This window comes from Rhizobium oryzicola (assembly GCF_030504645.1).
GTDB classification, from domain to species: Bacteria; Pseudomonadota; Alphaproteobacteria; order Rhizobiales; family Rhizobiaceae; genus Neorhizobium; species Neorhizobium oryzicola.
Genome location: NZ_JAUKWQ010000002.1, coordinates 594,928 through 608,146, shown reverse-complemented (window position 1 = coordinate 608,146; position 13,219 = coordinate 594,928). Strand labels below are relative to the sequence as shown.

General features: G+C 53.8%; 13 protein-coding genes. 10 read left to right on the top strand and 3 right to left on the bottom strand.

What is annotated here, in order from left to right; genetic code table 11:
- The first annotated feature begins 1 nt into the window (after window position 1).
- The 6 genes from Q2T52_RS10255 (at window position 2) to Q2T52_RS10230 (ending at window position 5,463) form a co-directional block, all read left to right on the top strand.
- Entirely contained in the window at window positions 2-751 is a 750-nt protein-coding gene (locus Q2T52_RS10255) for a glycerophosphodiester phosphodiesterase family protein (RefSeq protein WP_302076623.1), read from the top strand.
- Window positions 748-1,785: an ABC transporter ATP-binding protein gene (locus Q2T52_RS10250; protein ID WP_302076622.1), complete on the top strand. Its 1,038-nt coding sequence runs from the start codon at window positions 748-750 to the stop codon at window positions 1,783-1,785. Before Q2T52_RS10255 ends, Q2T52_RS10250 begins: the two co-directional genes overlap by 4 nt.
- Before the next feature lie 24 nt (window positions 1,786-1,809).
- Entirely contained in the window at window positions 1,810-2,697 is an 888-nt protein-coding gene (locus Q2T52_RS10245; protein ID WP_302076621.1) for a MurR/RpiR family transcriptional regulator, read from the top strand.
- A 49-nt stretch (window positions 2,698-2,746) separates the two neighbouring features.
- Window positions 2,747-3,265: a DNA adenine methylase gene (locus Q2T52_RS10240; RefSeq protein ID WP_367187296.1), complete on the top strand. Its 519-nt coding sequence runs from the start codon at window positions 2,747-2,749 to the stop codon at window positions 3,263-3,265.
- 62 nt (window positions 3,266-3,327) lie between these two features.
- A complete protein-coding gene (locus tag Q2T52_RS10235; protein ID WP_302076620.1) occupies window positions 3,328-4,164 on the top strand; it encodes a DUF5131 family protein in 837 nt (278 codons plus the stop codon).
- A gap of 33 nt (window positions 4,165-4,197) precedes the next feature.
- Window positions 4,198-5,463, top strand: a complete 1,266-nt coding sequence (locus Q2T52_RS10230; RefSeq protein ID WP_302076619.1) for a three-Cys-motif partner protein TcmP — start codon at window positions 4,198-4,200, stop codon at window positions 5,461-5,463.
- Window positions 5,464-5,900: 437 nt separating this feature from the next.
- On the opposite strand, the gene Q2T52_RS10225 is transcribed toward Q2T52_RS10230, so the two are convergent.
- Entirely contained in the window at window positions 5,901-7,511 is a 1,611-nt protein-coding gene (locus Q2T52_RS10225; RefSeq protein ID WP_302076618.1) for a Fic family protein, read from the bottom strand.
- A gap of 369 nt (window positions 7,512-7,880) precedes the next feature.
- Between Q2T52_RS10225 and Q2T52_RS10220 the strand changes: the two genes are divergently transcribed.
- Window positions 7,881-8,684, top strand: coding sequence for a DUF6236 family protein (locus Q2T52_RS10220; protein WP_367187291.1), 804 nt, complete (start codon window positions 7,881-7,883; stop codon window positions 8,682-8,684).
- A gap of 343 nt (window positions 8,685-9,027) precedes the next feature.
- Here Q2T52_RS10220 and Q2T52_RS10215 read toward each other — a convergent pair whose 3' ends face one another.
- Both Q2T52_RS10215 and Q2T52_RS10210 read right to left on the bottom strand, forming a co-directional pair.
- On the bottom strand, window positions 9,028-9,927 hold the full coding sequence (locus Q2T52_RS10215; protein WP_302076617.1) for an ImmA/IrrE family metallo-endopeptidase: 900 nt from the start codon (window positions 9,925-9,927) through the stop codon (window positions 9,028-9,030).
- Window positions 9,924-10,253 (bottom strand): helix-turn-helix domain-containing protein, encoded by a 330-nt coding sequence (locus Q2T52_RS10210; RefSeq protein ID WP_302076616.1) that lies wholly within the window; start codon window positions 10,251-10,253, stop codon window positions 9,924-9,926. Before Q2T52_RS10210 ends, Q2T52_RS10215 begins: the two co-directional genes overlap by 4 nt.
- A 205-nt stretch (window positions 10,254-10,458) precedes the next feature.
- Between Q2T52_RS10210 and Q2T52_RS10205 the strand changes: the two genes are divergently transcribed.
- Genes Q2T52_RS10205 through Q2T52_RS10195 form a run of 3 tightly spaced genes read left to right on the top strand, consistent with a single transcriptional unit; the run spans window position 10,459 to window position 13,216 of the window.
- Window positions 10,459-11,709 carry a nucleotidyltransferase domain-containing protein gene (locus Q2T52_RS10205; protein WP_302076615.1) on the top strand — a complete coding sequence of 417 codons (1,251 nt, stop codon included), beginning with the start codon at window positions 10,459-10,461 and terminating at the stop codon, window positions 11,707-11,709.
- On the top strand, window positions 11,706-12,149 hold the full coding sequence (locus tag Q2T52_RS10200) for a type II CBASS E2 protein (protein WP_302076614.1): 444 nt from the start codon (window positions 11,706-11,708) through the stop codon (window positions 12,147-12,149). Before Q2T52_RS10205 ends, Q2T52_RS10200 begins: the two co-directional genes overlap by 4 nt.
- Window positions 12,146-13,216 carry a CBASS cGAMP-activated phospholipase gene (locus Q2T52_RS10195; protein ID WP_302076613.1) on the top strand — a complete coding sequence of 357 codons (1,071 nt, stop codon included), beginning with the start codon at window positions 12,146-12,148 and terminating at the stop codon, window positions 13,214-13,216. The genes Q2T52_RS10200 and Q2T52_RS10195 overlap by 4 nt, the downstream gene beginning before the upstream one ends.
- The last annotated feature ends 3 nt before the right edge of the window (window positions 13,217-13,219 follow it).

Genomic DNA, 13,219 nt, shown 5'->3' with positions numbered 1-13,219 from the left:
CATGACACGCATTGCATCCCATCGTGGTGGAACTCTGGAGTTCGGCGACAGCACGCCACGAGGTTTCGCGGCCACGGCTGCCATGGCGCTGGAAGAGGTGGAATTCGACGTCCATCCGACGATAGATGGCGCCATCGTCGTTCATCACGATGCCACACTGGATGGCACCACCGACCGCACCGGCGCAATCGCCACGCAGACGCTCGCGGACGTGAAAGCTGCCACCATCAATTACGGGGCTGGCGGCCACCCGCTGACACTTGAGGAATTGTGCGCACTCTATGCTCACTCCCGCGTTGATTTCCGCTGCGAGATCAAGCCCGGTGTCGATGGCATTCCGTATCCGGATTTTGTGTCTGAGGTCATCAATGTCCTAGCGCAGCATGTCATGCTGGAGCGCACGATCTTCTCATCCTTCCTGATCGAATCACTGGATGAGCTAGCGACGGCAACGGACCGACCACGGCTGTGGCTGGTCAGTCCGCAAGTGCTGCGCCAGGTGGGAACAGACGCCGTGATCGAACTTTGCAAGGCGCATGGCATTCCGGAAATCGGGGTGCACATCGACAATGCCGATGCCCGACTGGCCGAGGAGGTCCGGACAGCTGGTATCGATTTCGGCTGCTGGGCCGCACACACCGTGCCGCAGATCGAAAAGGCACTCGAACTGGGCGTCAAGGTTTTCACAACGGATCGACCGACCTTGGCGATTGCACTTCGCCACCGCTATCGTTCGGAGACATCGGCATGAGCGGCATTTCCCTTCGCAACATTCGCAAGGCCTATCCGAATGGGCCCCAAGTCCTGCACAGCGTTTCCATGGATATCCAGCCCGGCGAATTCGTCGTCATCGTTGGCCCCTCTGGATGTGGCAAATCCACGTTGCTGCGCCTGATCGCGGGGCTGGACCGCTGCGAAGAAGGCGAGATCGAGATCGGCGGGCGGATCGCCAACAATCTTCCGCCGCAGGATCGCGATATCGCGATGATCTTCCAGAGCTATGCGCTCTACCCGCACATGACGGTCAGGGAAAATATCGCGTTTGGGTTGGAACTGCGCGGGATGCCGAAGGCCGAGCGCAACCACCGCGCCGAAGACGTGGCGCGCATGCTGCAGCTGGAGCCCTATCTGGACCGCAAGCCCGGCGCGCTGTCGGGCGGTCAGCGCCAGCGTGTTGCCATGGGGCGGGCGATGGCCCGCAACGCTTCGATCTTCCTGATGGATGAACCACTTTCGAATCTCGACAACGCCCTTCGCATCACCATGCGCACTGAGATCAAGGAACTGCACCGGCAACTGGGCGCGACCATGATCTATGTGACGCACGACCAGACGGAGGCCTTGTCGCTGGCAGACAGAATTGCGGTCATGAAGGATGGCCATCTGCTGCAATTCGACCGTCCTGCCGAGATCTACGACCGTCCGTCAAACCGCTTCGTGGCCGGTTTCCTGGGTTCTCCGCCGATTAACTTCGTGGATGCCGTTAAACTGCCGGGCTTGCAAGGCATGCAGGGGCTGACCGCGGGTCTCAGACCCGAGATCCTATCCGTCCATGAAGGCAAGCCGGGCGAACCGGCTCTGCCGGCGCGGATCGTGCTGTCCGAGATGACGGGGTCCGATATGCTGTTGCATTGCGACACCCCGGCTGGCCGGCTCACGGCCGCTGCACCGCGCAGGTCGGTCTCGGCAGGGCTCTACGACCTGTGGATTTCCTATGATCCTGACCGGGCACTCTTTTTCGATAGCCAGACTGGGGCAAGAGTGGAGCCGACGCATCACGCGTAAGTTCCTTGATAAACGGGAATGTGCATGAACGACCAGAGTACAGCACCACTCCAACTGAGCGATCTGATCAGCCAGCATTCGGCGCGCCTGACGCAGGCGGATACGCGGCTCCTCGATGTGCTGATCCAGGATCCGATCCGCGCCGCCATGGACAATGGAAAGGATGTTTCCACCCGTGCAGGTGTCCATCCCGCCTCGGCGGTACGGCTTGCACGCCGGCTCGGCTTCAAGGGCTATCCTGAATTCCGCAGCTTCCTGCAGTCCAGCCTGACAGAAGGTGAGAACGGGGATTTTGAAAGCTCTGCGGCCCGAATGGCGGCTAGATTGGTTCGCGCAGAGGAAGGCAGCTTGCTGGCATCCGTTTTGGACAGCGAGATCGCCGCCCTGAACAACATCCGCAATGCCGTTTCCGATAGCGATATTCGCGCGTTTTCCGAGCGCCTTCGTGATGGCCGCCGCATCTTTGTCTTCGGCCGCGGTCATTCGGCGGCCCTTTCGGCCTTGATTGGGCTTCGCCTCACGCGATCCGGCTATCATGCAATCAATATAGCGGCACAAATGGAGCAACTGCCGGAATTGCTGTGTTCGCTGTCGGAGGGGGACGTGTTGTGGCTTCTCTCCTTCCGTCGCGCTGCTCCTCTGGTACAAGAGGTTCGGCGAATTGCAGCAGAACGCGGCGCCGTGACATTGGCACTGACGGATCTGCACGCAGCGCGGATGGATCCCGCCCCGGATCATCACATTGCGGTATCGCGCGGTGAGCCGGGTCAATCACAGTCGCTGGTGGTGCCGATGACCATTGCCAATGCCATTATTCTCGATCTCGCCGCTATCGATGATGGTCGATCGATAAGGGCTCTGAGCAAGTTGCGCGCGTTTCGAGCGACCTCGCGATTAATGCCTGGCGGTTAACGCATCTTGATTTCATTAGACCGGCGATCCGCGCCCTTGAGCGGAATCGATTGGGTGTTCGCAAACAGCCCCATCAACACTGACCGACCTGGAGCGAGCCGCCCGCTTCCTCTACCTTCAGCGCCTGGCCTTCGGCGAAAAGGTTCGGGGCCAGACCCTCGGCGTGACCATGGACGGTGGCCGGTTCAATCTCTCAAGGCTCGCACCGCAGCTTGAAGAGATCCACGAGCGCGTGGCAGGCGTCGTCATCGAGAACCTGCCCTGGCGCGCCTTCATCGAACGATATGATCGCCCCGGCACACTCTTCTATCTCGATCCACCCTATTGGGGCTGCGAGGATGATTACGGCAAGGCCGTGTTCAGCCGGGAGGAGTTTGCGGAGATGGCGGACGTTCTCGGACGGCTTCAAGGCCGCTTCATAATGTCTTTGAACGCCCTTCAAGAGGTCTTTGAGACCTTTTCAAAATTCGAGATCCAGGAGGTGGATTGCAGCTATTCGCTTCAAGGCCAGGGGCGGATCAAGGAGGTCAAGGAAATCATAATCTCGAACTTTAGGTCCTACGATTAAGTCTTTGGTGACCATAAAAGTTGAAGGTAGAATGAGCGTGATTTGGTGCAGGGAGACGTGCGATGGCCATGAATTCAGCTATTGAGTGGACCGACCACACGTTCAACCCCTGGACCGGTTGCACCAACATTAGCCCTGGTTGCGACAATTGCTATGCAGAGGCCTGGTCGAAACGATCCGGCCACGTCAAATGGGGCAACTCGCCGCGAAAGCGAACAACCGAGGCTTATTGGAAAGCCCCTCATATCTGGCAGCAAAAGGCGGCTCAATTTGCTGCACAGCACGGCCGACGGCAGCGCGTGTTTTGTGCTTCGCTGGCAGACGTCTTTGATAACCAGGCAGATCCGCAATGGCGTGCGGATCTCTTCGAAGTAATCAAGGCGACACCTGCCTTGGATTGGCAGCTTCTTACGAAGAGGCCACAGAACATCAAGAAGATGCTCCCACCAGATTGGGGCACGCAAGGCTACCATAACGTTTGGCTCGGTTTCACGGCAGAAGATCAAGCTCGTTTTGAGCAGCGCAAACGGTTCATCTCTGAAATTCCTGCGGCAGTGTGGTTCGTATCCTATGAACCTGCGATCGGGCCGCTGCGGCTCGCGGAAGATGATCCGAAGCCGAATTGGCTAATCAGCGGAGGCGAAAGTGGACCTGGCGCACGACCGATGATGGCACAGTGGGCACGCGATATTGTTGCCGACTGCCGCCGTTTCGGCATTGCTCCATTCCACAAGCAGTGGGGTGCAGCAACAAACAACCCACTGGTCCAGGAAGAAGGGTGCCCGGCCAACTTGATCAAGGAGCTCGACCAGTTTGGTAAAGGTGGTGGCTTGCTCGACGGAGAGTTGATCCGAGAATTTCCCCAGATAAAGGAAGGTGATCTCAAGTTGCGCGCTTGACGAATCATCTCAATCACAACTCACTGCCTGTAAATGGTGGGAGTTACAACAATTAAGACGTTTGGCTGGAAACCGGGCGCTACGCCTCCTCCTCTTGAGGACCACAGCGACGCGAAACTCAGACTGATTTCTGCTTATCTTGAAAGCTATTTCCCAGCCATTCTGGTCAGCCCTGCACAGACGCGGCAACGAATCACACTGGTGGATGGCTTCTGTGGTGGTGGACGCTTCGTTCGCGACGGACAATTTGTGAAAGGCACACCTCTGCTGTTCCTAGAGGCGGTAGAAGCTGCCGAAAAGAGAGCGAACCAAGGCCGAAATCAGAAACTTGACATCGACGCTGAATTTCACTTCGTCGACAGCGACAAAGACCACATAGATTTCCTCCACGAAGAGTTGAAGACGCACGGTTACTCCGCGAAAATTGGTCAAACGATCTTCCTTCATAACTCGAAGTTCGAAGACGTCTTTCCAACCATTTCAGCGCGGATAGAAAAGAGAACTCGCGGCTCTGTCGGCCGATCGATCTTTCTTCTCGACCAGCTCGGCTACACGGATGTAAATCTAGAAATTGTCAGGCAAATCCTGCGCTTTTCAGCAGCAGAGTGCATTCTTACTTTCGCTGTTGGATGGCTGATCGATTACCTGTCGAAAAATCCGGCAATCGTCCAGCGGACCGCGCCAATTGAACTTTCCGAAGCACAAATTAGTGAGTTTCTTCGTTTGAAGGCCGATTGGGGCGGACGCTACGTTATCCAACGCTTACTTCTCCAACACCTCAAGTTTCGAACCGGGACCACATTTCAGAGCCCATTTTTCTTGCGCTCTCAGAAAGCCCGCAAGGATCTTTGGCTCCTTCACCTTTCCCACCACGTGAAAGCTCGGAACGTTATGGTGGACAGCCACTGGGCGATCAACAATCAATCATTACATATGGGACATGGAGGATTAGAGATGCTCGGGTTCGACCCGAAAGCCGATCCACATAACGCTCCCGACTTCCTGTTTGGCCAAGCAGACAGGGCCTTAATGCGGGAGAGATTGGCAGAAGATTTCCTAAAGCGGCTACACGAACAACACCAAGACGACAGGCTTCCTTACGGAGCTTTCGTGAAGTCCATAGCGAACGAGACACCGGCGCGACTGGCCGACATTGCCGATGTGACTGCATTTCTCGTAAGCGAGCGGGAGCTTGACCTTAGAAACGAAAAGAACGTTGAGAGACGAGCCTCTACACCAACGTGGAAGGACACGATTTCGTTAAACCGACAGGGCAGGTTTTGGTCCTTTAAGGATTGATGACTGACCGGCAAGGATAGAAGTTATCAGCATCGCATTCGCTAATTAGGAATTCCTCCCGGAAAACCAAAATTCCGGATCGCGGTGTCAAAATTCCGGAAATCCGCGTCCGGCTACAACAAGCACAAATTAACTAATTGAAATTATTAGTTTTGCCGCTCGCCACATACCTTCGAACAGAGGCGCATTGAAAATCCTAATTTTTTAGACGCAGTCGCCACATTCATTTGAGCGCGTCGCCTCAAACCCCTGAGCAAACAGGGGTCCGTCACCACATACGTTTGAACATAATTCCATATTGAAAAACGATACAGCCGGGAGTGGCGTCCAGGCGGCCTAAAAACCGACTAAAGTTCGCAAGTGACGGTGAGCTGAACTAGAACCCTGACGATGATTTGTACCTTCGCATCCCTTTCGTGCCGAAGCGTGGCTGCATATCAGCGTTTCGGTCCTTTGCCTTCGAACTTTTTATTGTATTTGGCCACCAGGTAAGGAGCTGCTTCGTACACTCTCATAGTGAGGTCATCTTTTTGGTTTTCGGTCAGAGTACCGGGACTAAACTTCGACAAGTCGTCGATCACAGCCGTCCGAGAGAAGCCGTGCTCGCCAATAGCTTCGGTGATCACGCGATCTTCGACATCACGCCAATCAACCTCTTGTCCGCCGCTGTCTGCGAGTGCTTCAGCGGCAATTTTTCCAATGATAAACTGTATGCCCATCGTCTGCAGGAGCATCGGGACGAAATCTATGCGTTTTTGGAATTCCACATCTGGCGATGCCGTCGTCAGCGGGATGGCTTTGGATTTAGTTTCGCTTTTCATGAGAAACGCCGGAACTTTGGGCGCAGGCGCGTCCACCTCAACATCTGCAAACAAATTTGGGAAGAGTCGGTCCCGGTAATCCAGTGGGAAGGCGATGCGTACGGGAGTTTTAGGCGTCGACGATTTCAGAAACCCAAAGTCTAGTAATTCTTTCAGCGTGTTTCGAGCGGTGCGGTCTGAGGTTTTTGTGATCAGGCTAATGTCTCCACGATCCATCGTTCCGTGTTTTAAGACGGCAGAGATCACATCCGGTGCCCGCTTGTCGTCTATCAGGGTTTCAGCCAATTTCCTGTAACGCGCTTCCAGTGTGTCAAAGGCGAATACGACGTTCGAAAATTTAATTTGGTCGAGAGCTACCGAAAGGAACCACTCGCAATAGTCTTGGAGTGCTTTCGCTGACAAATTTCCCCGACCGTCTCTATCACCCATCCTTTGTTGATCGGCGTGGTCCATCATGCGCTTGTATTCGGTTTTGTCGTTTAGACCTCGCGCAAGACCCCGAGAAATCGACCATAGGCCTTTCCCGCCGATCCCCGAATTCTGTGCCATCGCGTGGGACATTAACCTGCTGACCCGTCCGTTTCCATCAGTAAAGGGATGTATAAAATTAAGGCGGTGATGAGCTGCCGCAATCGCAATAATTCTATTCGTTGCGCCCGTCTGGGCGCTTTTGTATCTCGCTGAGAAATGTTTCATGAAGGCGAGAACATACTGGGATGATGGAGGCTGATGCCGCCCGACGGAAACGTCATCTTCCGCTCTTGCGCGGAAGACCCCAGGAACGATTTCAAACCTTTTACCGTCAGCCTGTTCAACGAAACGAAATTCAGCTGGCATCTCTTCATAGAAGCGTCTGTGCACCCAGGATATGAATTCTGCAGATGTCGGAATAGGCAACTTGCCAAGCCTGTTCAGTTGGTCAATTTCTCTTTGAACAACAACATGGGCCTTGGCCTCCAGCGCCAGTGGCCGTGTCGCCTCTTCAAGCTGTGCACCCGCTAATGCACGTTCGATATCTTTAGGGCGAGTGTTGTGCCCCTCAATCAAGTTTGAATAGTAGCAGTTCATCACGCGGACGAGGTCTGATAGCTCGAATGCGGCATCTTCGTTCAAGCTTTGACCCAACTGTGACGCCGCGCCCTGTATCTCTACAACGAGGTCAGCTAGAATCGGGGGAATGCTATCTTCAAAAAAGGCAGGTTCAATGCGAGTGCGTACTTCTTCCATATTTTTGCCGATCTTGAAAATCCTGAAACTTATTTAACATTAGTAGCTTAAGGCGCATATATCAACAGAATTGCCGATGTTGATTGCCGATCTTGTTTAGCCATACAAAAAGCTCCGATTTGCCGATCTTTAAAAAGAAATTTGCAATGTTTTTTCAATGACTTAGGTCGTATGGAAAATCGGTTTTGCCGATGTTTGTTGCCGATTATTGGATTTGATTGCTCCTCTATAATTGACGGTGATCTCATGCGAAGACTTTCAACGCGCAGCCTTCCATCGTGAACCTTTGTTAAAGTCTGAACAGGACGCGGTTGCGCAAGTGAGCGACGAATATAAACTGAGGTCAGTGTCAATCGGGGCAGGATAAAGATGCATGGGATCGTGCTGCGGGAATGTGTAGACCTTTCCAAGTGCTACATGGGGCGTGCACCTTATGTCTATGCGAATGCTCACTTGCTCAGATTCTGCCTTACCTATTGGGATAAAGTCGACTATCCCGAGCATTGTCACCTACCACCTGAGTCGGAAAGTGCGGCTCCCTTCTTGGACCGCTCGGTCATGGAGAGCAGTCGTCACACCTCGCCATTCGCAAGAGCCGCTGATAATTGCTTAAGAGCGTTCGAGGAAAGAGAGCGACAGGATAGAGGGGCTTGGTCCATCTGCGGCCATATCGATACATCGCAGCTCCCAAATGCCGACGTAGTGCAGAACAGGGGCGCATTTCTGAGATTCATGCGTTGTCTCCCCGTGCCAGCACATGAAGTTCCGTATGACCGAATTTACGAGTTCAAACGGCGGCATAACAGTGAGCGCTTGGCGCTGCTGGACGCAGTATGCGAGTTATATTTGGACTCCCTGAAATCGCCCGATCCCGACTTTGCCAATAAATCTGCAATGTTAAATTTAACAAAAGCAATCGAAGATCAGATACGCGTGGCAAAGCAGTCAAACCACTTGTTTGATCTGTGGGATTTGGAGGTCAGGTTCAACATTCCAGCTGCGATCTTCGCCGGTGCTACTTTGTACGGGGCGACGGGCTCCTGGCAGAGTGCCGTATTTGGTAGCGCTCTTACGATCCATTTTGGTCCAACCTTTTCCCTCAACGCGAAGGCGGGAGATCGAGACACGCCATACGCCTACATCGGGCTTATGAAAGAGCGGTTGGAATGGTAGAATTGATGTGAGGGGCACGGTTTGAGCATCCTGCATAATGACCGGGATTGTTTGCCGTCGAAATCATATTTCGTCGTCGCGGTCGTCGCCGTAGTCAGCGTTTTCCCAACCCTCATAGCCTTTTCGCTTCGACGGATGAATAAACTCGTAGACTTCTGCGAATGTCCAGCCAGGTTCCTCCCCCTTCGCCCTGTATCAGCAAATGGGATATTCTGAAGATGCGGCAAGGGTGAAGAAACTGATCGCATAGGCGAAAATGACCTGCTGAATGACCATGAACGGTTGGCAATCAACCGTTAACAACATTGATGCCTGTGATGTCATTCCGTACGTCTAGCAGTCATTACCTTGGATTGAACCGGTCGAAGACGTCCTCCACCATTTCCTCGGACTGAAATCGTGGTCCCAGGTTTTTGAAATGTAGTAAGGTGATTTCCTGATCGTAGCGATCTGAGCGAAAGCAAAATTCTGTTGCTGCCTCATTGAACCAGACACCGGCCGGATGCTTAGCCCCTATGCTGAGATCAAAATCCTGACGGACTGTAGCCGACAACTGTGGCAACTCGAACATGTCATTCTTGGTGCGAATGTAGCGACCGGATTTCAACGCTGGCTCGCTTGATTTCGCCCAGAGAGCAAAACCCTCGTTTGACAGGATCAGCATCGAACGCGACTCTGTATATTCCAACCATCGCAAGATCGCAGCCGTAAGGGACACGCCGTATCGCCTGGCCACCTCCCCCAGTCGTTCAAGGCTCGGCTGTTCTTTCGATGAAATCTGCCTTCTGAAATCGTGAAAGGGCATCAATAGCGCGGCAGCGAACTGATCTGCTTCCTTTTCGATACCCTCCCCCGCACGACGATCAACACTGTTCTCGTCGCAATAAATCCCTCCATCGAAGCGCTCATCCTGTTCAACCAGTCCCCGGTGTAGGACATAGTGCCCAAACTCGTGCGCGACGGTAAAAGCCCGGCGGGTTTCGGGTTGCTCCCTATCATAGAGAATACCCCACTGCCGAGGAGCGGTGTCGCTGTAAACCAAGGCACCGACACAGCCGGGTAAATCTTGTCCAACAACTTTATGGATTGGCGAGTGCGGCGCGATCTGCCGCGAATATTCAACGGCTAATTTTTCCACATCGACCGGATGACGATCAAATCGATCTTCCCCAAAAACCAGATCAAGCATTTTCGTAATGCGGTTTGCTTCGACCATCGGCTTCGGGGTCACGTCACGGCTCATTTCTTGGTCATTTTTGCCAGGGAGTCAGCCATATCACGCAGGTGCTTTCTGGTCTCGTCCGGCAGCCCGCTGTACTGCCGGAAAAACGCAATATCTTCGGCCTCTTTGCGGGTCGTATCATCGCTCCCGATGAGATAGTCCGCTGTGACCCCGAGCGCCTTTGCGATTTCAGACAATTTCTCCGCAGACGGCCTAGGCGGGGCTTTGTTTTCCAATTCCCAGATGTAGCTCTTCGATGTGCCCGACAGCTCGCCGAGTTGATCCAACGTCAGCTTCTTTTCTGTACGCAGCGCTTTAATCCGCGCTCCAAAGGTGTTCTGCGCCATCCGATTCTCTCTTTTTTTCGTTTTCCCACAGGTTCGGAGTAGGCATATTTTAGAGCCCTTGACTTCGGAAATCAAGAATCATATCTCTAGTTCGGAGTAGCGAACTTTTTAATTAAGTTTTAGCGAACTCGGTGAGCAAGCAAGGGGAGAACGACGATGACAAGCAAACACGACGCGCATCACACAAAACAACTGGAGAAGACAATTGAACCAATACATCACGACTATCGACGGAATTGACCCCTTTTCAGATCGCGTCGATGCCATCCTCGCGGAGATCGCATTCAGTGTGCAGCTTCCGCCATCGCTGCACGAGAAGGCCGTTGGTCGCTACGACGCTGTACGGAAGCATCTTGAAGCAACCAGTTCGTCTTTCTGCGGCCAGATCGAGCATTTCTATCCCCAGGGTTCGATGGCGATTGACGCCACTATCTCAACCCGTGGCACCGATGACGAATATGATCTGGATATCGTTGCTCAGTTGGGCTCGGCATTTTCCTCACGGTCACCGAATTACATTCTGACTGAACTTGAAAAGGCCCTTATCGGGTACCGTGGACTAACTGTCGTCCGCCAAACTCGTTGCGTGACCATCTATTACGCCGACAACATGCACCTGGATATCACACCCTCGCTTCGTGATTGGGGTTCGCCTGAGCGCCAGAGTGTCATCATGCATGCCCGTGGTCCAGCTGCGTCCCGTGAGGACTTCGCAGTGCCAATGAACGCCTACGGCTTCGTCGAGTGGTACAAGAAGAAGACGCCCATTGAACGCCGGGTCGTCGCAGCATTTTCTAACAAGTGGGCAGCTTATGATCGTGCACTTGCCGATGCCGATGTCGATCCAGTGCCAGTTCAGACACAGTTTGTCGTGAAAAATACGGCGACTTTGGTCCTTCAGCTTCTGAAGCGCTACCGAAACATCCGGTATGCCAATCGCTCGGGCAGGATGCCGCCGAGCGTCATGCTATCCTATTATTGCGCCATGTCGGCATCATCGGGAAGCTCGTTGAGCGAAATGCTCCTTCGGGTCTCGCGCAACATCGTGAGGGATATTGAGAACGCCTCCCTCTATGGTCGTCTGCTGCATGTTGCAAATCCGGTTTATGCTGATGACATTTTCACAGACCGTTGGCCTGAAAATGCCGACCAGCAAAATCGCTTCGCCAACGATCTGAAGGAACTGATCCGAGGCCTTGAAACCGCCCTTGCTGGCGACATGCTGGCCAACAGGCTTCAGGATTGGCTGCGCGATATGTTTGGTGACCGTGTTGTGACCAAGGCAGTCGACATGATGGCAAGGGATGCGCAGGCGGCAGCAGCAGTCGGCACTCAGAGATATACCAAGCGTGGTGGCATTCTCGTTCCTGCATCTGCGGGAGCGCCTATCGCAACGGCATACACCTCTCCTGTTCGAGCATCACCCCACACCTACTTCGGGGATCGCATCGAATGAACGCCAAGCGCAAAACCATCGAGCAACAGATCGAGGCAATGGCTGCTGCATGGCCCATGTTTCGGGTCGGAAAGCGTGACCGCGTCGCTCGCTCTGCGACATGGTCCGGTATCTTGAAGCCGCAATTCACAACGTATCGGATCGAAATTCGATACGTTGTGGGAACCTACCCACAGGTCCGGGTCCTATCGCCAACGCTTGAACGTTTGCCGGGAAATGAAGAGGGCTCTCTTCCTCATGTGTATGGGCCGTCCAGCGATCCGACGCTTTGCCTCTTCGATCCTGAAACAGATGAATGGAATTCCACGATGCTGATCGCTGACAAGATCATTCCGTGGACCATTGAGTGGCTGGCATTCTATGAATTTTGGCTGATGACGGGTGTCTGGTCCGGCGGGGGACGCCATGCGACCTCAGGACCCGAGGAGACCTTAGCATGAACTATATCGCACCGCCTCGATCTGACGGCACTAATCACCGTGGCCGTCAAAAGCAACCCTGGCCCAAAGATCGTCTGTTCCGGATACTCTCCGTCGATGGCGGCGGCATCAGGGGCATTTTCCCGGCAGCCTACCTGGCTGAAATCGAAAACCGCTTCCTGAATGGTAAAGCCATCACGTCACATTTCGATATGATCGCGGGGACGTCGACCGGAGGGATTGTCGCGCTGGGCCTCGCACATGGGATGACGGCCAAGCAGGTGCTGGAAATCTATACCGAGCGCGGAGACACAATCTTTCCGGCACCAAAGGGGCTTGGAGGCCTAATGAAATCTGTACGATTTCTCACCAAGCCGAAACACGACCAGCGCATACTGAAGGATGAACTTCTAAGAATTTTCGGCGGCAAAGTCCTGAATGACGCATCGACGAGGCTGGTCATTCCAACCTTCGAGGCAGTGCATGGTGAGCCGTACATCTACAAGACGCCTCATCATCCGGACTATCAGTCAGATCGCCACAAAACGTTTGTCGACGCGGCCTTGCACACGACGGCGGCTCCGGCCTATTTTGCAGCAGTCGACAATAACGGACACATCATGATTGATGGTGGTGTCTGGGCCAACAACCCGGTCATGAACGCGCTAGTCGATGTCATCGCGTGCTACGATGTGCCGCTTGAGAATATCCGAATCCTCTCTTTGGGAACTGGGGAAGAGGTCCTGAATCTAAAGCAGTCGCAGCTGACGGGCGGAATAAATGGGTGGGGAATATCGGTAGGTGTTCCTCCCCTTTTTAAGATGGCTTCACGTGCCCAGTCGAAAAACGCCATCGGCCAGGCGGGTCTTCTCGTTCAGAGGCGCAACATTGTCCGTATCGACGTTGACGAAAGAGATCAGCAGATCGCCTTGGACAATGTCGCTCAGTCGAAGAAGGAACTGCCTCGATTGGCTCGGAACACGGCCGAGAGTACCGGCCAATTGATCGATGCGATGTTTCTGCAGGACGAAGCTGATCTATTCGTTCCAAGCCTAATGAAATCGACAGCTTCAAATCGAGGTGCGTGATTT

Coding starts and splice junctions, on each gene's coding strand:
- Q2T52_RS10235 (WP_302076620.1), top strand. CDS start 3,328: ATGGCCATGAATTCAGCTATTGAGTGGACCGACCACACGTTCAACCCC.
- Q2T52_RS10210 (WP_302076616.1), bottom strand. CDS start 10,253: ATGGCGCAGAACACCTTTGGAGCGCGGATTAAAGCGCTGCGTACAGAA.
- Q2T52_RS10230 (WP_302076619.1), top strand. CDS start 4,198: ATGGTGGGAGTTACAACAATTAAGACGTTTGGCTGGAAACCGGGCGCT.
- Q2T52_RS10220 (WP_367187291.1), top strand. CDS start 7,881: ATGCATGGGATCGTGCTGCGGGAATGTGTAGACCTTTCCAAGTGCTAC.
- Q2T52_RS10215 (WP_302076617.1), bottom strand. CDS start 9,927: ATGAGCCGTGACGTGACCCCGAAGCCGATGGTCGAAGCAAACCGCATT.
- Q2T52_RS10255 (WP_302076623.1), top strand. CDS start 2: ATGACACGCATTGCATCCCATCGTGGTGGAACTCTGGAGTTCGGCGAC.
- Q2T52_RS10195 (WP_302076613.1), top strand. CDS start 12,146: ATGAACTATATCGCACCGCCTCGATCTGACGGCACTAATCACCGTGGC.
- Q2T52_RS10250 (WP_302076622.1), top strand. CDS start 748: ATGAGCGGCATTTCCCTTCGCAACATTCGCAAGGCCTATCCGAATGGG.
- Q2T52_RS10200 (WP_302076614.1), top strand. CDS start 11,706: ATGAACGCCAAGCGCAAAACCATCGAGCAACAGATCGAGGCAATGGCT.
- Q2T52_RS10245 (WP_302076621.1), top strand. CDS start 1,810: ATGAACGACCAGAGTACAGCACCACTCCAACTGAGCGATCTGATCAGC.
- Q2T52_RS10225 (WP_302076618.1), bottom strand. CDS start 7,511: ATGGAAGAAGTACGCACTCGCATTGAACCTGCCTTTTTTGAAGATAGC.